The sequence below is a fragment of the Campylobacter concisus genome, from assembly GCF_003048535.1.
Lineage (GTDB): Bacteria > Campylobacterota > Campylobacteria > Campylobacterales > Campylobacteraceae > Campylobacter_A > Campylobacter_A concisus_S.
Genome location: NZ_PIRQ01000005.1, coordinates 59613 through 76581, shown reverse-complemented (window position 1 = coordinate 76581; position 16969 = coordinate 59613). Strand labels below are relative to the sequence as shown.

Annotated in this window: 16 protein-coding genes; 13 read left to right on the top strand and 3 right to left on the bottom strand. The window is 38.1% G+C overall.

What is annotated here, in order from left to right; translation table 11 throughout:
• Window positions 1-14: 14 nt before the first annotated feature.
• A complete protein-coding gene (dnaK, locus tag CVS93_RS05845; protein ID WP_107686931.1) occupies window positions 15-1889 on the top strand; it encodes a molecular chaperone DnaK in 1875 nt (624 codons plus the stop codon).
• Between the two features lie 126 nt (window positions 1890-2015).
• Window positions 2016-2447 carry a trehalose-6-phosphate synthase gene (locus CVS93_RS05840; RefSeq protein ID WP_107686930.1) on the top strand — a complete coding sequence of 144 codons (432 nt, stop codon included), beginning with the start codon at window positions 2016-2018 and terminating at the stop codon, window positions 2445-2447.
• 51 nt (window positions 2448-2498) lie between these two features.
• Here CVS93_RS05840 and ppk2 read toward each other — a convergent pair whose 3' ends face one another.
• Window positions 2499-3308 carry a polyphosphate kinase 2 gene (ppk2, locus tag CVS93_RS05835; RefSeq protein ID WP_087578978.1) on the bottom strand — a complete coding sequence of 270 codons (810 nt, stop codon included), beginning with the start codon at window positions 3306-3308 and terminating at the stop codon, window positions 2499-2501.
• A gap of 105 nt (window positions 3309-3413) precedes the next feature.
• On the opposite strand from ppk2, the gene dsbD reads away from it, so the two are divergent.
• On the top strand, window positions 3414-5144 hold the full coding sequence (gene dsbD, locus CVS93_RS05830; protein ID WP_107686929.1) for a protein-disulfide reductase DsbD: 1731 nt from the start codon (window positions 3414-3416) through the stop codon (window positions 5142-5144).
• Here dsbD and nth read toward each other — a convergent pair.
• Window positions 5137-5769, bottom strand: coding sequence for an endonuclease III (gene nth / locus CVS93_RS05825; protein ID WP_021091542.1), 633 nt, complete (start codon window positions 5767-5769; stop codon window positions 5137-5139). The genes dsbD and nth overlap by 8 nt on opposite strands.
• Before the next feature lie 95 nt (window positions 5770-5864).
• Here nth and CVS93_RS05820 point away from each other — a divergent pair, with 95 nt between their 5' ends.
• The 7 genes from CVS93_RS05820 (at window position 5865) to CVS93_RS05790 (ending at window position 13142) form a co-directional block, all read left to right on the top strand.
• Window positions 5865-6683, top strand: coding sequence for a peptidylprolyl isomerase (locus CVS93_RS05820; protein WP_085658279.1), 819 nt, complete (start codon window positions 5865-5867; stop codon window positions 6681-6683).
• Window positions 6684-6698: 15 nt separating this feature from the next.
• Complete coding sequence (gene fbaA / locus CVS93_RS05815) at window positions 6699-7763, top strand: class II fructose-bisphosphate aldolase (protein ID WP_103589546.1); 1065 nt, start codon at window positions 6699-6701, stop codon at window positions 7761-7763.
• A 4-nt stretch (window positions 7764-7767) separates the two neighbouring features.
• Entirely contained in the window at window positions 7768-9081 is a 1314-nt protein-coding gene (locus CVS93_RS05810) for a MotA/TolQ/ExbB proton channel family protein (RefSeq protein ID WP_107686928.1), read from the top strand.
• The gene (locus CVS93_RS05805; protein ID WP_107686927.1) at window positions 9078-10169 is read left to right on the top strand and encodes an OmpA family protein; all 1092 of its coding nucleotides are present in this window, start codon (window positions 9078-9080) and stop codon (window positions 10167-10169) included. Before CVS93_RS05810 ends, CVS93_RS05805 begins: the two co-directional genes overlap by 4 nt.
• On the top strand, window positions 10162-11013 hold the full coding sequence (locus CVS93_RS05800) for a pyridoxal-phosphate dependent enzyme (protein ID WP_107686926.1): 852 nt from the start codon (window positions 10162-10164) through the stop codon (window positions 11011-11013). Before CVS93_RS05805 ends, CVS93_RS05800 begins: the two co-directional genes overlap by 8 nt.
• A complete protein-coding gene (gene hisD / locus CVS93_RS05795) occupies window positions 11010-12302 on the top strand; it encodes a histidinol dehydrogenase (protein WP_054196889.1) in 1293 nt (430 codons plus the stop codon). The genes CVS93_RS05800 and hisD overlap by 4 nt, the downstream gene beginning before the upstream one ends.
• An 84-nt stretch (window positions 12303-12386) precedes the next feature.
• Entirely contained in the window at window positions 12387-13142 is a 756-nt protein-coding gene (locus CVS93_RS05790) for a flagellin (RefSeq protein ID WP_199907238.1), read from the top strand.
• Window positions 13143-13422: 280 nt separating this feature from the next.
• Here CVS93_RS05790 and CVS93_RS05785 read toward each other — a convergent pair whose 3' ends face one another.
• Window positions 13423-14157: a HugZ family heme oxygenase gene (locus CVS93_RS05785; protein WP_199907237.1), complete on the bottom strand. Its 735-nt coding sequence runs from the start codon at window positions 14155-14157 to the stop codon at window positions 13423-13425.
• A 234-nt stretch (window positions 14158-14391) separates the two neighbouring features.
• Here CVS93_RS05785 and CVS93_RS05780 point away from each other — a divergent pair, with 234 nt between their 5' ends.
• The 3 genes from CVS93_RS05780 to CVS93_RS05770 are packed head-to-tail and all read left to right on the top strand — an operon-like array spanning window position 14392 to window position 16968.
• Entirely contained in the window at window positions 14392-15375 is a 984-nt protein-coding gene (locus CVS93_RS05780; protein ID WP_107687007.1) for a FecCD family ABC transporter permease, read from the top strand.
• Window positions 15372-16139, top strand: coding sequence for an ABC transporter ATP-binding protein (locus CVS93_RS05775; RefSeq protein WP_107686925.1), 768 nt, complete (start codon window positions 15372-15374; stop codon window positions 16137-16139). The genes CVS93_RS05780 and CVS93_RS05775 overlap by 4 nt, the downstream gene beginning before the upstream one ends.
• A gap of 19 nt (window positions 16140-16158) precedes the next feature.
• The gene (locus CVS93_RS05770) at window positions 16159-16968 is read left to right on the top strand and encodes an ABC transporter substrate-binding protein (protein ID WP_103600145.1); all 810 of its coding nucleotides are present in this window, start codon (window positions 16159-16161) and stop codon (window positions 16966-16968) included.
• The last annotated feature ends 1 nt before the right edge of the window (window position 16969 follow it).

The following is a 16969-nucleotide window of genomic DNA, read 5'->3' as shown; positions in this document are numbered from 1 at the left end:
TAAAAAGGAAAGAGATGTCAAAAGTTATAGGTATAGACTTAGGTACAACAAACTCTTGTGTGAGCGTTTTTGAACGTGGCGAGAGCAAGGTGATCCCAAACAAAGAGGGTAAAAACACGACTCCATCGGTCGTTGCTTTTACAGACAAGGGTGAAATTCTAGTAGGTGACGTAGCAAAACGTCAAGCGGTTACGAACCCTGAGAAAACGATCTACTCGATCAAACGTATCATGGGCCTAATGAGTAGTGAGAAAAACGCTGAAGAGGCAAAGGCTCGCTTGCCATACCATGTCGTAGATAGAAATGGTGCTTGCGCTGTTGAGATCGCTGGAAAGGTTTACACTCCACAAGAAATTTCGGCAAAAATTCTTATCAAGCTAAAAGAAGATGCTGAAGCATATCTTGGCGAGAAGGTAACAGATGCGGTTATCACAGTGCCTGCGTACTTTAACGATAGTCAAAGAAAAGCTACAAAAGAGGCTGGAACGATCGCTGGTCTTAACGTACTTCGCATCATCAACGAGCCAACAGCTGCGGCACTTGCGTATGGTCTTGATAAAAAAGAGGCTGAGAAAATTTTAGTTTACGACCTAGGTGGTGGTACATTTGACGTTACAGTGCTAGAAACTGGTGATAATATCGTTGAGGTTTTGGCAACTGGCGGTAACGCATTCTTGGGTGGCGATGACTTTGATAACAAGATCATTGACTGGCTAGTAAGCGAGTTTAAAAACGAAAATGGTATCGATTTAAAAGGCGATATCATGGCACTCCAACGCTTAAAAGAAGCTGCTGAAAATGCTAAAAAAGAGCTAAGCTCAGCTCAAGAGACTGAGATAAATTTACCATTTATCACAGCTGATGCGACTGGCCCAAAACACCTTGTTAAAAAGCTAACTCGTGCTAAATTTGAGGGCATGATCGACTCACTTGTGGGCGAGACTATCACTAAGATAAACGAGGTAACAAAAGACGCTGGTTTAAATAAAAGCGACATCAAAGAGGTCGTAATGGTCGGTGGTTCAACTCGTGTACCACTAGTTCAAGAAGAGGTCAAAAAAGCATTTGGTAAAGAGCTAAATAAGAGTGTAAATCCAGATGAGGTCGTGGCCATCGGTGCTGCTATCCAAGGTGCGGTTATAAAAGGTGACGTAAAAGATGTGCTACTTCTTGACGTAACTCCACTTAGCCTTGGTATCGAAACACTTGGCGGCGTGATGACAAAGATCATCGAAAAAGGTACAACCATACCAACTAAGAAAAGCCAAGTTTTCTCAACTGCTGAAGATAACCAAAGTGCCGTTACTATCATGGTTTTACAAGGCGAGCGTGAGTTTGCAAGGGATAATAAATCACTTGGAAATTTTAACCTCGAAGGCATCCCAGCAGCTCCAAGAGGCGTACCTCAAATCGAAGTTGAGTTTGACATCGACGCAAACGGAATTTTAACCGTTTCAGCAAAAGATAAAGCAACTGGCAAAGCTCAAAACATCACTATCTCTGGATCAAGCGGCTTAAGCGAAGAAGAGATAAACAACATGGTAAAAGATGCTGAGCTTCACAAAGAAGAGGACAAAAAGCGCAAAGACGCAGTTGAAGCTAGAAACCAAGCTGACGCACTAGTTCATCAAACCGAAAAGAGCATGAGCGAGCTTGGCGAGAAGGTCCCAGCTGAAGATAGAAGTAACATCGAAGCTGCGTTAAATGATCTAAAAGAGGTCTTAAAAGATGAAAATTCTTCAAAAGAGCAGATCGATGCTAAAGTAGAAGCTCTAAGCAAAGCTAGCCACAAACTAGCAGAAGCTATGTATAAAAAAGATGAAAATGCTGGAGCAAACGGCGGAAACAACAAAAAAGACGACGACGTAATAGACGCTGAAGTCGAGTAAAATTCCTAGAGCAGGGCGCTTGCCTTGCTCTTTTATAAATTTATCTTCATAAATTCTTAAGATTGATTCAAAATAAGCAGTTTAAATAGTTAAAATTTATATAATGCCAAACAAAAAGGCAAAAAAATGTACTTATTTTTTCTGATTACTCATTTAATTTGTGCCATTGTATTTATAGGATACGTATTTTTCGATGTTTGCATATATCCGTTTGCTAAAAAAACGGTTGATGCTAAAACCCTTGAAATAGTTAAAAAGGCCTACACAAAAGGCAGCGCAAAGGTTTTTGGCACAGCATTTTTATTGCTTTTAATAAGTGGCGCTTATATGGCAAAAGACTATTTTGGAGGTGAGCTCGGCTGGTGGCAAAGCAACTTTCAAAAGCTACTGCTTGTAAAAATTTCTGTTTTACTCATAATGTGCCTTGTAACTTTTATCTCTGTTTTTAATGTCGTTATTTTAAAAAAGCCTGATCCATTTGGTAAATTTTCACATTTAATAGCTCTAGTGCTTTGCCTGATAATGGTCATTTTAGCAAAAGTAATGTGGTGGGCTTAAAAATTTAGCTAGCAAATTTAAGTAAATCGCCAGCTAGAAGTTAAAAATTCTTTAATCGATACTCTTTAACTTATCTTTATTCAGCCCTTCTTCTATACGTTTTATCTCTTCACTTCCGTCTCTTACGACGTTTTTGTCAAATTCCAAGTAGTCATTTATCTTTTTTGGATATTCAACGTGACTTAGGATAAATTTAAAGACATTTAGCCTAGCTTCTTTTTTATTATCGCTTGAGACGATGACCCATGGTGAGATGCTATTGTGAGAGGCAAGAAGCATAGAATATTTAGCGATAGAGTACTGATCCCAAAGTTCTTGTGCTTTTTGATCAACGGGTGAAATTTTAAACTGTTTTAGCGGATCATTCTGCCTCTCTTTGAAGCGTTTTTTCTGCTCATCTTTTGTGATTGAAAGATAAATTTTAAAGAAAATTATGCCAGAGTTTATGATCATCTCTTCAAATTTTGGCACTTCACGTAAAAATTCCTTATGCTCTGCTTGCGTGCAAAAGCCCATCACTGGCTCAACACCAGCTCTATTGTACCAGCTTCTATCAAAGATCACGATCTCTCCAGCACTTGGTAGATGAGTCACATATCTTTGAAAATACCACTGTGTTTTTTCGACATCACTTGGCTTAGCAAGCGCCACTATACGGCAACCTCTTGGATTTAGATGCTCAGTTAGGCGTTTTATTGTTCCGCCTTTACCAGCTGCGTCGCGCCCTTCCATTAGCATAAGTACTCTAAGGCCTTTTTCTTTTACGTAATTTTGAAATTTTAAAAGTTCAATTTGAAGTAGTCTAAGCTCTTCCTCATAGCCAAGTTTCTCGCTTTTTTGGTGTTTTTTGTCTTTTGACATCTTTGCTCCTTTAAAATTTCACATATTTTCACGATTTTACAATAAAATAGAATAAATTTAAGAATTTAGACTAAAATCATCTTTTTTAATTTAGCAAGGATTAGTATGTTTTTAAAATTTCTTTTTTCGCTTATTTTATTTGCAGGCTCGCTTTTTGCCGAAGTTTTAGATGTTAGTAAAGCCTTTGTTTTAACTCCAAGTGTTGATAGTCAAAATGTTGAAGTGAAGTTTAACTTTGGTGAAAATATCTATCTTTATAAAGAGAGTTTTGAGATTAAACTAGCTGGCAAAAAGATAAATGAGCTATTAAATTTGCCAAGTAGTGAAAATACGGGAGAATATGAAATTTATCCAAAAGATTTTTCGATTTTTATCCCATTAAATTTAGTAAAAGAAAATCTTTCAAATGGCAAAGCAATACTTGACATTAACTATCAAGGCTGTGCTAAAAACGGCATTTGCTATCGTCCGCAAAGTAAAATTTATGAGATAACTGACCAAGCTGGGAAATTTGGCATCGCCACTTTTAAAAAAGAGCAAAAAAGCGATACCGACAGCTTTGCTGAAGAATTTTCTAGCGAGCAAGATATCGCAAATGGGCTTGGAGATAAAAATTTCTTTATCTCGCTTCTTACTTTTTTTGGTTATGGTCTCTTGCTTTCACTAACACCTTGCGTCTTTCCGATGATACCGATACTTTCAAGCATAATCGTCTCAAAAGGTGCTAATTTAAATGCAAAAAAAGGCTTTTTATTATCATTTATCTATGTTGTCGCGATGAGCCTGGCTTACGCACTAGCTGGAGTGGCAGCTAGCCTACTTGGCTTTGGTATCGCAGGAGCTTTGCAAAACATCTATGTGCTTGGCGCTTTTGCAGCCATTTTTGTCATTTTAAGCTTTAGTATGTTTGGATTTTATGATATAAAATTGCCAGCAAAATTTGAAAATTTGATAAGTAAAAAATCGCAAAATAGCTCAGGCTATGTTGGAATTTTTATTATGGGCTTTGCCTCAGCTCTCATCGTATCACCTTGCGTAGCAGCACCATTAGCTGGTGCGCTTCTTTATATCGCTCAAAGTGGAAATATCTTTTATGGTGGCATTATGCTTTTTGTCATGGGGCTTGGTATGGGCGTGCCGCTACTTATTATTGGGCTAAGCTCTGGAAAGCTTTTGCCAAAACCTGGTAGTTGGATGGATGAAGTGAAAAAATTCTTTGGTTTTTTGATGCTCATCATGGCAGTTTGGATCCTTGCACGTATGCTTGGAGAATTTTTTGAGCTATTAGGATATGGCATTATAGGCGTTTTTATGGCGGTTTATTTTGGGGCATTTGAAGTAGCAGGGCAAAGCTGGGCTAAGTTTAAAAAAGCGTTTTTTATCTTGGTTTTTATATATTCAGTTATGCTAATAGTTGGTTCATTTTTGGGCTCAAAGGAGGCTTTTTCTCCACTTTCTGGATTAAATTTGGCAAAAAGTGATAGTGCGTTAAAATTTAATCCCGTTAAAAATTTAGATGAACTAAATGAGGTAATAAAAAACTCAACCAAACCCGTTTTAGTAGATTTTTATGCTGATTGGTGTGTAAGCTGCAAAGAGATAGAAAAGATCACTTTTAAAGATAGTAGTGTTATAGATGCTTTGGCAAATTTTGCACTTATTCGTATCGATGTAACAAATGGTGGATCACAAAATGATGAAATGCTAAGAAATTTTGGGCTTATTGATCCGCCTGCACTCTTGTTATTTAATGGTGGCGATGAGCTAAAATTTCTTAGAACTATCGGCTTTATAGATGCTAAAAATTTTCTAGCAAAGCTTGAGAAAATTAAATAATCTTGTCCTTGCTGTTGCAAAGATCATTTAAAATACACTCATGGCAAAGCGGTTTTTTGGCTTTACAGGTGTAACGTCCAAAGAGCACCATGGCTTGATGAAGCTTGCCAAGATCTGTTTTAAAGGCATGGCTAAGATCAGCTTCAGTGGCTTCTGGTGTCTTTGCATGGCTAAGATCAAGTCTGTGTGCCACTCTAAAAACGTGTGTATCAACAGCCATAACATTTGCATTTGTAGCTTCTAAAAGCACGACATGAGCGGTCTTTTGTCCAACTCCAGCAAGCGCTTTTAGCTTCTCTTCATCAAGCGGAATTTCTCCGTTATAAAGCTCAACCACGCTGTTTGCCATTTTGATTAAATTTACAGCCTTGTTATTAAAAAAGCTGCACGAGTTTATCATTAGTTTTAGGCTTGCTAAATTTGCGCTAGCTAGCTCATAGACATCTTTATACGCTTCAAATAAAGCCGGAGTTATTAAATTTACTCTTTTGTCGGTGCACTGGGCTGAGAGCATGACACAGACAAGTAGCTCATATAAATTTCTAAATTTAAGCTCACTTTTGGCGTCTTTAAACTCTTCTAAAAGTCTTCTTTTTATCTCTAAAATATCTTTTTTTGTTCTCATTTTCGTATTTTACCTTATTTTATTAAGTTAAATGAAAAGTTATCGCTTTATTTGATATAATCTTGCCCATAAAATCAATTTTTTAAAGGATTTATATGAAAAAATTTTTGTTTCCAGCAGTTTTAAGTTTAGCAGCAGCTGTTACTCTAAATGCAGCAGTAGTTGCAACAGTTGATGGTGATGCTATAAGTGATAGCGATATTTCAAGCCTTTTATCAGCAGCTATGCCAGGATTTGACGCTAGCAAGCTTCAACCAAATGAGAAAAAACGTATAATCGACGATCTAATAAATAGAAAACTTCTTTTAAAAGATGCTAAATCAAGCGGTATCGAAAAAGATGTAGAGTACATCAAAGCTGTAAAAGCAGCACAAGAAGGCATCGCGGTTGAGCTTTATATGAGAAAGCTTTTTGACGGCATAAAAGTAAGTGATAACGAACTAAAAGATTTTTACAATAAAAACAAAGCAAGTATGAACGAGCCAGCTCAAGCAAAAGCAAGGCATATCCTAGTTGAAGATGAAAAAACAGCAAACGACATCATCGCTCAACTTAAAAATTTAAAAGGTGAGGCGCTAACAAAGAAATTTGCAGAGCTAGCAAGCCAAAAATCAATCGACAAAGGCTCAGCAGCACATGGTGGCGCGCTTGGCTGGTTTGGTCAAAGCCAAATGGTAAAACCTTTTGCAGACGCAGCATTTTCAATGGCTAATGGCACAGTTTCAACTAAACCAGTTAAAACTCAGTTTGGATACCATGTTATCTTAAAAGAAGATGGCAAAGCTGCTGGCACTGTAAGCTTTGAGCAAGCAAAAGCGGAGATCGAGCAAGCTGTTAAAATGGAGAAATTCCAAGCTGCTGTTAGACAAAAAAGTGAAGCTCTACGCCAAAAAGCAAAGATAGAATATAAGTAAAATTTGGAGGATAAAATGGGCGTTTTAGATATCGTAAAACCTGGTGTTTTAAGCGGAGATGATGTAACAAAACTTTATGCTTATGCCAAAGAGCAAGGTTTTGCAATACCTGCTGTAAATGTCGTAGGCAGCGACTCGGTAAATGCTGTTTTAGAAGCAGCAAAGGTTGCTAACTCGCCTGTTATCGTTCAGTTTAGTAATGGCGGTGCAGGTTTTTACGCTGGTAAAGCCTGCGAAAACGCAGCCGTTCTTGGTGCGATCGCTGGAGCAAAGCATGTTCATCTGCTTGCCAAGGCTTACGGCGTGCCAGTCATTTTACACACTGACCACGCTGCTAGAAAGCTTTTGCCTTGGATAGATGAGCTAGTAAAAGCAAGTCATGAATATAAAAAAACTCACGGCGTGCCGCTTTTTAGCTCTCACATGCTTGATCTTAGCGAAGAGAATATCAACGAAAATTTAAGCACGTGTGAGAAATATCTAAAAGAGCTTAGCGAGCTTGGCATTAGCCTAGAGATCGAGCTAGGCGTAACCGGCGGCGAAGAAGACGGCGTAGATAACACAAGTGTTGATAATGCGCTTCTTTACACTCAGCCAGAAGATGTCGCGCTTGCTTATGAAAGACTAAGTAAGATAAGCGATAAATTTAGCATCGCAGCTAGTTTTGGCAACGTTCACGGCGTCTATAAACCAGGCAATGTCGTACTAAGACCAGAAATTCTTAAAAACTCACAAGCCTATGTGGCAAAGAAATTTAATACAAAAAGTGACAAGCCAGTAAATTTTGTATTTCACGGCGGTAGCGGTAGTGAGCTAAAAGACATCAAAGATGCTGTAAGTTACGGTGTTATCAAGATGAATATTGACACCGATACTCAGTGGGCTTTCTGGGACGGTGTGCGCGAGTATGAGGCTAAAAATAGAGCATACTTGCAAGGTCAGATCGGCAACCCAGAAGGCGATGATAAGCCAAATAAAAAATACTACGACCCAAGGAAATGGCTAAGAAGTGGTGAGGAGAGCATGGTTAAGCGTCTTCAGACTGCTTTTAGCGACTTAAACTGCCTAAATAGGAACTAATCCTATGCAAAATCAAAATGATTTTAGTGAGCTAAGCGTGCCAAAAGAGCGCCAAGCTCACTCTTTCTTTGTCTTTTTTAAAGTTATCTTTATCCCTTTAGCTATCTACATCTTGGCGATGCTAGCGTATCTTGGCGTTATAAATTTTCAGATGAAGCTTCACACCATCGTGATGATGGGCGTTATACTTTTTGTGGCATTTATCTTTTCTCGCCACAGCGCCTTGGTAGCTTACTCAAATTTCTTAGCAAATGCTAAAGACTACAAGATAAGGCTAAAAGAATTTATCATCGCTCACCTCTTTGAAATTTCAAATGTCAAAAAGGCAAACGCTAAATTTGAAGATTTTTTTGAGAGCTACACAAGAAATTTTAGAAATGACAACCTAGCAAACATCGGTCAAGCAGTCTTTCCTATGCTTGGAATTTTAGGCACATTTATCAGTATCGCTATCTCCATGCCAAGCTTTAGCTCAAGCACCGCAAACGGCCTAGAAAAAGAGATCGCCATACTGCTAAATGGCGTGGCTACGGCGTTTTATGTATCAATTTATGGCATATTTTTAGCGCTTTGGTGGATGTTTTTTGAAAAAATCGGCATTAGTAAATTTGAGAAATTTTACAGCGAGCAAAAAGAGCTTAGCCGTGAGTTTTTCTGGCAGGAAAATGAGCTAAATGCAAATTTCATGAAAGCAAGTGTAGGCTACTTTAAAGATAGTCACGACGCCTTTAAAATGGTGCTTGATGATAAATTTGTAAAAGAGCTAAGCGAGCAGACAAATGAGAAATTTAACAGCCTAAAAGAGCTTTGCGAGGTTGAGAAAAATATCATCAATCAAAGCAAGGCAGAGCTTAGTGTAAGTTTAAAAATGCTAAATGAATCTGGACTAAAACAAGATGAATTTGTAAAAATCCACTCCGATATATTAAAGGCGGTTGGAGCGTTTTCTAATGCATTTAAAGATATGGAGGTTAAAATTTTAACCGAGCATGCAAAGCTTGGCGAAATTTTTAGCAGAAATTTAAACGCCACAAAAGAGAGCCAGCTTAAATTTGAGCAGACTATCAAGAGTTTTGACGCCATTTTAAAAGAATTTTCTCTCTCTTTGATGAAAGAGCAAAACGAAGCATTAAAGGCATTTAGAACCTCGCTCGTGGAGAGTGCTACGATATTTAAGGCAGCCTACGAGCAAGAGGGCAGGAGCTTGGAGCGTGAAAAAGAGCGCGAGAGCCTCATTGCTGAGCTTAAGAAGAATATAGACGAGATCGATAAAGAAGCAAATTCTGTAATAGAAAAGATCGAAAATCTAGTGCAATGAAAATAGACAAAAATAACGAAGATCAATCGAGCTTTTGGGTTTCGTACGCGGACTTGATGGCTGGTCTGCTCTTTGTTTTTATGCTACTTATCGGTGCTGTCGTCGTAAAATACGTCCTAACTCAAAACACCCTTGAAAATAAAGAGCAAGCTATCATCGCAGCTTTAGCAAATTTAAAAGACGCTCAGGGTAAGAATTTTACCCTTGAAGAGCTAAACGACGCCCTAAAAAGCGAGCTTTCAAAGATAAGCGACGAAAATATAAATTTGAAAAAATCAAATGAAATTTTTGTTATCCAAATAGACGCTCTAAAAGAAAAACTAGCCCAGCTCATAGAGGAAAACAAGGACGCAAATACGAGCATAAAAGAGCTAAATGCTAGCATTTTTGATCTAAATCAAAAGATGATCGTGCTAAATGATGAAATTTCATCAAAAGATAGAGCGCTTAGTGACGCAAATGAAAGCAGTGAGAAAAATTTAGCCAAGATCGCCTTTTTGCTTGAGCAAGTGAGCCAAAGAGAGGCTAGATATGACGAGCTTTTAAGGGATCTAAACGTTACTCGCGATAGAGTTAAAAATTTAACCGGTATCAGAGTAAAAGTGATCTCAGCCCTAAAAGATAGGCTAGGCTCAAGCATCGAGATCGATCCAAACTCAGGCGCGCTAAAGCTTAGCTCCTCAGTGCTTTTTGATAAAGGCAGTGCAGTCTTAAAAGAAGGGGTCAAAGAGGAGCTAAAGGTCACGCTTAGTAAATATTTCGACGTGCTTTTAAATGATAAAGATATCGCGTCAAACATTGATCAAATCATAATCGAAGGCTTTACAGATAGCGACGGAAGCTATATTTATAACTTAGAGCTTTCGCAAAAAAGAGCTTATGCAGTGATGGAGTTTATAAATTCATTTAGTGGTGATACTCGCCTTAGAAAGCTACTTGTCGCAAGCGGACGAAGCTACAATGAGCTGGTTTTTAAAGACGGAGTCGAGGACAAGGACGCTTCAAGGCGCATCGAGATCAAATTTTCACTCTCAAACAAAGAGGCTATCAACGAGATAGAGAAATTTTTGGAGTTTAAGGGTGATTGATAAAATTCGCTTAAGAGGGCGAGAATTTTGGCTTTTAAGAGATGATCTGCTAGGCGAGTTTAACGGCAACAAAGCAAGAAAACTGGAGTATTTTTTAAAGGCCGATCTTAGCGGCATCAAAGCCATCGTATCTCATGGCTCAAGCCAGTCAAATGCCATGTATAGCCTAAGTCTTTTTGCCAAACTAAAAGGGCTTAAATTTTACTACGTCATCTCTCATCTAAGCTCAAATTTAGAGCAAGATCCAGTTGGAAATTTCAAATTTGCACTTGAAAATGGCATGGAAATTTTTGTGAAAGAGGAGCGCGAGAAATTTGCTAAAGAGCTAGCAAAGAGTCAAAATGCGCTCTTTATAAACGAGGGCGTGGCGCAGAGTGAGGCTGAGCTTGGCTTTATCACGCAAGCACGTGAGATCAATGAGTGGAGTAAAAAAAGTGGCATAAAGCCTGATATTTTCTTGCCCTCAGGCACAGGTACAAGCGCATGCTACCTGGCAAAACACACCGATCTTAGGGTCTTTACAGCTCCTTGCGTAGGGGATAGCGACTACCTAAAAAAGCAAATTTATGGGCTAGATAAAAACAGCAAAGTGCAAATTCTAAATCCGCCAAAGAAGTATCATTTTGGAAATTTATACAAAGAGCTTTATGAAATTTGGCTTGAAGTGTGCAAAAGTGGTGTGGAGTTTGAGCTTATCTACGACCCAGTGGGCTTTATGACTCTTTTTGCAAATTTAGATAAGCTTAGTAATGAAATTTTATATATCCACCAGGGCGGAATTTTAGGTAACATTACACAAAAGCAAAGATATGAGAGAAAACTAAAAATAAAGGATAATAGATGAAGTTTTTACACAGCAGCGACGCTGACTTTGAGAGTAAATTTTCGCAGCTTGTTAGACGAAGTGATAATGATATGAGCGCTGTAATGCCAGTGGTTGCGGGCATAATAGACGAGATAAGAAAAGATGGCGATAGTGCACTTTTTGCCCAGATAACAAAATTTGATAAATTTAGCGTCACAGGCAAAAACGACATAATAATCGACGTAAAAGAGATGGAAGCGGCCTATAACTCTCTAGATAACGCCCTAAGAGTAGCTTTAAATTTAGCTCACGATAGGATAAAAAGCTATCATGAGCGCACAAAGCCAAGTGACTGGACCTACAAAGATGAGCACGACATATTACTTGGGGCAAAATACACTCCGGTTGATCGTGCCGGCCTTTACATCCCTGGCGGTAAGGCAGCATATCCTAGCTCACTTCTTATGAACGCTGTGCCTGCTATCGTGGCTGGCGTAAAAGAGATTGTGGTTTGTACACCTGCACCAAATGGCAATGTAAATCCTTTGCTTCTTGCGGCAATGCATCTTTGTGGCATAAAGACAGCCTTTAAAGTAGGCGGTGCAAGTGCGATCGCAGCGATGGCATATGGAACCGAAACGGTGCCAAAAGTTGATGTCATCACAGGACCTGGCAATATCTACGTAGCGACTGCTAAAAAGCTAGTTTATGGCGACGTAAATATCGATATGATAGCTGGTCCAAGCGAGATAGGCGTGATCGCTGATGATAGCGCTGATCCTCGCCACATAGCGATCGATCTACTCTCACAAGCCGAGCACGACGAGATAGCAAGCGCCTTTTTGATAACACCGGTAGAGGCTTTTGCAAGAGCGGTGCAAAGACACATTGAAGATGAGCTAAAGACACTAAAACGTGAACCAATCGCAAGTGCAAGCATAAGAAATAAAGCCGCAATAATAGTGGCAAAAGATTTAAAAGAGTGTTTTGCTCTCATGAATGAGCTTGCTGTTGAGCACCTAGAGATCGCTACAAACGATGCTTTAAGTTATATTGATGATGTGACTCATGCGGGCGCTATATTTTTTGGACACTTTACACCTGAAGCGATGGGGGATTATATCGCTGGACCAAATCACACATTGCCAACTGGAGGAAGTGCGAGATTTTATTCACCGCTTGGAGTTGAAAATTTCATGAAGCGAAGTTCGATCATTTCAGTAAGTAGAAAAGGTATCATGCATCTTGGCAAATCGTGCATGCAGCTAGCTGAAGCTGAGGGGCTAACCGCTCATAAAAAATCAGTCGCAGTGAGGCTAGAAGAGTAAAGAAAAATGGATTTTATAGAGATTTTGCAACTTTTTATAGAATTTATAGTAGAATCCATAGCGAATTATTAAAAAGGAGTTGTTATGAAGTTAGGAACTTATACTGCAAACCAGGCTTCAGGAAACTATTATTTAGATCAAGCAAAAAATAGCGAGAAGAAAGCGCTAAATGCTATCTCTGCAAACAGCGAGATCAAAGCTTCAGGTGCAAATTTGCAAATCGCAGAGAGTTTGCTATCACAAACAAATGTCTTGAACGAAGGTTTGGCAAATGCAAACGACATGATCGGTATGCTTCAAATCGCTGATTCAACGCTTTTAAATTTAAGTAAAAGTACGGATAGAATAGGCGAGCTTTCAAGTAAGCTTACAAATCCTACTCTCTCAGCAAATGAACAAAAAGGCATAAAGGGCGAAATCAATGCACTAAGAAGTGCTATGAGTGATAGTGTAAAAGAAGCTAAATTTAACGGCAAAAACGTATTTGATGCTGAGCTTGGATTTTTCGCAGGTGAGAGTACAAAAAATATAAATTTAGGTACAAATGCGCTTCTAAATGTAAAAGATGACGGTTCAAATGCAGATGAAATTTTAAAAAATATAAATTCGCTTCGTTCAGAGATCGGATCAACACAAAATGCTGTATTTAGAGGTATAAATGCTCTAGCCGCAAGAAGCGTGGCAAATGCTAATAGTGTAGAGAACCTTGATAGCAGCGACATCACAAAGAGCTTAGAAGAAAATTTACAAGCAAATTTAAAACTTCATGCTGCGAGCTTAGCCAAAGCTCATGATACTGCGAGCTTAGCTGCAAAACTAGATAAACTTCTAGCCGAATAAATTTTTACCGGTCTTGCGCCGGTAAATTCTTTTTTAGTTTCTAATAAATTTTTTATAATGATCCTATCTTGTTTGGATGACATAAATTTATGGTTTAGATTGTATATAAGTATATTAAGGATTTTGATGCTAGATTTGCTCAAGTTCAGGCAAACCTAAGCCATTTTTATGATAAAAAGCAAAAATGTTACTATTTATATCATTTAAATTTTTATAGTAAGGTAAAAAATAAATTTTAAGAGGTATAAATTTGTAAGACCAAACGGCCTTACAAAAGTGATTATTTTTTAGTGTGAGGGTTGTTTACTCTGCCACTATCGACAACTTGGAGTCCTACTGTGTCATATGCTGCGCCAAAGCCTTTTACATATCTACCTTTTGTTGGGGTGAGTTTTACTATATAGAAGTCTTTCATCTCTTTAATAAATGCAAGTGCTGATTCATTTGCAAAGGCACTCTCAAATTTTGATATAAATTCATCTCTTACACTGTCGCTTATGAATTCAGCTTTTGCTTCAAAGCTTACTCTTACACGAGCAAATAGACTTTTTGCATCTTTTTCATCCTGAATAAAAAGGAGTGAAATTTTATCCGGGTTTTGTTTTATTGAGTGGTAGTGATCTGCTACTGATGATATGCAGATATAAAACTCATCGTTTTCTTTTATGAAAGGTGAATACGACGAAACCGCTTGTCCGTCAAGAATGCTTGAGATCACAACAGTCTTAAAGCTATTTATAAATTTCATCATCCCGCCTTGCACACTAGAGCTGTTTGTATCGCCCTTGATGCTCATATAAAGCTCGATGATCGACTCTCTAAAACCATCTCCGCCTGCTTTGCTTAAAAATGGTACAAATGTTTTTGCCTGATCACATGTTATTTCCATGCCATCTTCGTTTATATCGGTCATTTTGACATTTGTAGGCTCAGCTACGCCGCTAAATTTCTTACAAAACTCGATCACTATATCCAAATGATCCTTATTCATGTGGTTTAATGCTCTTTGTTTCAAAACTGTTCTCCTTATAAAAATAAAATTGAAAATCGCAAAATCATACTAAAGAAAATCTTAAAATTGATTAAAATTATCATTAATATTTTTAAAGCGAAAATTAAGCTTATTTTTTTAAAATTACGAGTTAAAAATAATATTTTAGAAAATTTATATCTTTTATTTAAAATTATATTTTCTGCTTATTTTTATGCTTTTTTGTTGTTTTTAGCCATTTGTATTAAAAGGAAATTTATGCAGGGTAGTACTAAGCTTGCCGTTTTGCTTATTTTGCTCATTGTTTTGCTCTCTTTTATCTCGCTTAGTATAGGCGGTTCTGATATAAGTATGAGTGAGATTTTAAATTTTATATTTAATAACAAAATAGACGAGATGAAAGAGACCATCTTGTTTGACATTAGGCTACCAAGGCTTGTAATGGCTCTGATTATAGGCATGCTTTTGGCTAGCTCGGGTGTTGTAACGCAAAGCGTCTTTTTAAATCCGCTTGCAGATCCATATATCATCGGCATAGCCGCATCTGCGACATTTGGAGCAGTAGTGGCATATCTTCTTGGCTTATCTGAAATTTATTATGGTATCTTTGCTTTTTTGTCTTCTAGCTTGCTTACCCTTGCTATTTTTGGAGTTTACAACCGTAGTCGCTCTATTGCTACACTTCTTATAATTGGTATCGCTTTTTCATCATTTCTAGGAGCATTTACGAGTTTTGCAACATATCTTATCGGCGAGGATAGTTTTAAGATAGTGGCATGGATGATGGGTTATTTAGGTTCTGCTTCATGGCAAAAGGTCGGTATCATCGCTGTTCCGCTTATCTTTTGCATGATGTATTTTTATCTAAAACGCTTTGAGTTAACGATACTTTTAAGCGGGGAAGACGAGGCAAAAAGTCTTGGTATAGATGTCGATGCGCTTAAAAAGCGTCTACTTGTTATAGCTTCGCTCACGGTCGCTTTTTCAGTCGCATTTACCGGTATGATAGGCTTTGTTGGGCTTATCATTCCACACTCTTTTAGAATGCTTTTAAATACTTCAAACAACGCTATTTTGCTGCCGCTTTCTACTCTTGGAGGAGGAGCGTTTTTGCTAGCTTGTGACGTGGTGGGAAAGAGTGTTTTAAGTCCGGTTGAAGTGCCAGTTGGCGTTATTAGTGCGTTTTTTGGAGCGCCATTTTTTCTATTTTTAGCACTTTATCTAAAAAGGAGTGTGCATTGAGCGTAGAAGTGTCAAACTTAAGCTTTTCATATGCGCAAACAAGTGTGCTAAAAAATATAAGCTTTACTGCTAAAAGTGGAAAATTTATAGGTCTTTTGGGCTCTAATGGATGTGGCAAATCAACACTTTTAAAATGTATCTTAAATTTGCTTTCTCCAAGCGCTGGAAGTGTCAAAATTTTAGAAAAAGATGTACAAAGCTACAGCACAAAGGAGCTTGCGAGAACGACTAGTTTTGTACCTCAAAAAAGCGCACTTACGATGCCATTAAGCGTTTTTGAGCTTGTTTTGATGGGTAGATATGCTCATCTAAAAAGCTCTTTTAGTGGTTATAGCTCTCACGACATTGCCCTAGTTGATGAGGCTTTGCAGACTTTTGGGCTGGCTAAATTTAAAGACCGAGTGGCAAACTCACTAAGTGGTGGCGAATTTGCTAGAGCTTTGCTTGCTCGTGCAATAGTTAGCGAGCCTAAAGTTTTGCTGCTAGATGAACCTACATCAGCCCTTGACCTAAGTCACGCTATAGAGGTGTTAAAGCTTTGCTCGCATCCTACTCGTGAGCTAAATTTAGTCACCATAGCTGTGCTTCATGATCTAAATTTAGCCTCACTGATATGCGATGAAATTTTAATGCTAAAAGGTGGTGTGATAGCTCATAAAGGCAGCGTCAGAGAGCTTTATAATCCAGAAATTTTAGATGAAATTTACGGTCTTAAGGCAGATATCATATATAAAAATGATATGCCATTTGTTTTACCAAAATGATAATTTTAAAGGAGATTTCATGAAAAAATTATTTTTAGTTTTTGTTTTTTTACTTGGTTTTGGCGGTGTTAGCCTAAGTGCTAAAAATATCGTTGTGCTCGATCCTGCAGTGGTTGAGATGATGTATATGTTAGAGGCTGAAGATCAGATCGCAGCTATTTCTACTCTTGAGTTTGGTAAGATTTGGCCTGAGGATAAGACGGAAAAGCTAAAGAGCGTTGGCACTTATACAAAGCCAAATTTAGAGCGTATAGTCGAGCTAAAGCCTGATCTTGTAGTTACTAGCTTTCACTCTGATGGTGTAAACGCCGACCTTGCTAAATTTGGTATAAAGACACTTACGATGCAGGCAAATAGCGTAGACGATATTTGCAAAAATATAGAAAAAATGGGCGATATCACAGGCAAAAAAGAGCGTGCTGGCGAGCTTGTGGCTAAGATAAAACAGGACTTTTTAAAATTTCAAAACTCAAATTTAAGCGGTAAGAAAATTTTAGGCGTTTACGCAGCTACCCCACTAGTTGCTTTTAACGATGCTAGCTTGCCTGGGGATATGTTTACTAAATTGGGTATGAAAAATGTAGCAGGTGGCCTAGCTGGAGCGATGCCGATCGTTCAAAATGAATTTATCCTAGCGCAAAATCCAGACTTCATAATAGTAGTAGGCATGAAAGATGGCAGTGATTTTTTATCGCAAAATCCAGTGCTAAAAGCAACTAGTGCGGCCAAGAACTCTAAAATTTTAAACGTCCCATCAAGTCTTGTCTTGCGCGGTACGCCTCGCATAAATGAGGCCGCAAATGAGCTATTTAACATGCTTAATAAGTGAG

Bases quoted from the DNA above. Each gene is read 5' to 3' on its own strand.
- CVS93_RS05820 (WP_085658279.1), top strand. From the start codon at position 5,865: ATGAAAAAATTTTTGTTTCCAGCAGTTTTAAGTTTAGCAGCAGCTGTT.
- CVS93_RS05810 (WP_107686928.1), top strand. From the start codon at position 7,768: ATGCAAAATCAAAATGATTTTAGTGAGCTAAGCGTGCCAAAAGAGCGC.
- CVS93_RS05840 (WP_107686930.1), top strand. From the start codon at position 2,016: ATGTACTTATTTTTTCTGATTACTCATTTAATTTGTGCCATTGTATTT.
- CVS93_RS05805 (WP_107686927.1), top strand. From the start codon at position 9,078: ATGAAAATAGACAAAAATAACGAAGATCAATCGAGCTTTTGGGTTTCG.
- nth (WP_021091542.1), bottom strand. From the start codon at position 5,769: ATGAGAACAAAAAAAGATATTTTAGAGATAAAAAGAAGACTTTTAGAA.
- hisD (WP_054196889.1), top strand. From the start codon at position 11,010: ATGAAGTTTTTACACAGCAGCGACGCTGACTTTGAGAGTAAATTTTCG.
- ppk2 (WP_087578978.1), bottom strand. From the start codon at position 3,308: ATGTCAAAAGACAAAAAACACCAAAAAAGCGAGAAACTTGGCTATGAG.
- fbaA (WP_103589546.1), top strand. From the start codon at position 6,699: ATGGGCGTTTTAGATATCGTAAAACCTGGTGTTTTAAGCGGAGATGAT.
- CVS93_RS05790 (WP_199907238.1), top strand. From the start codon at position 12,387: ATGAAGTTAGGAACTTATACTGCAAACCAGGCTTCAGGAAACTATTAT.
- dnaK (WP_107686931.1), top strand. From the start codon at position 15: ATGTCAAAAGTTATAGGTATAGACTTAGGTACAACAAACTCTTGTGTG.
- CVS93_RS05780 (WP_107687007.1), top strand. From the start codon at position 14,392: ATGCAGGGTAGTACTAAGCTTGCCGTTTTGCTTATTTTGCTCATTGTT.
- CVS93_RS05770 (WP_103600145.1), top strand. From the start codon at position 16,159: ATGAAAAAATTATTTTTAGTTTTTGTTTTTTTACTTGGTTTTGGCGGT.
- dsbD (WP_107686929.1), top strand. From the start codon at position 3,414: ATGTTTTTAAAATTTCTTTTTTCGCTTATTTTATTTGCAGGCTCGCTT.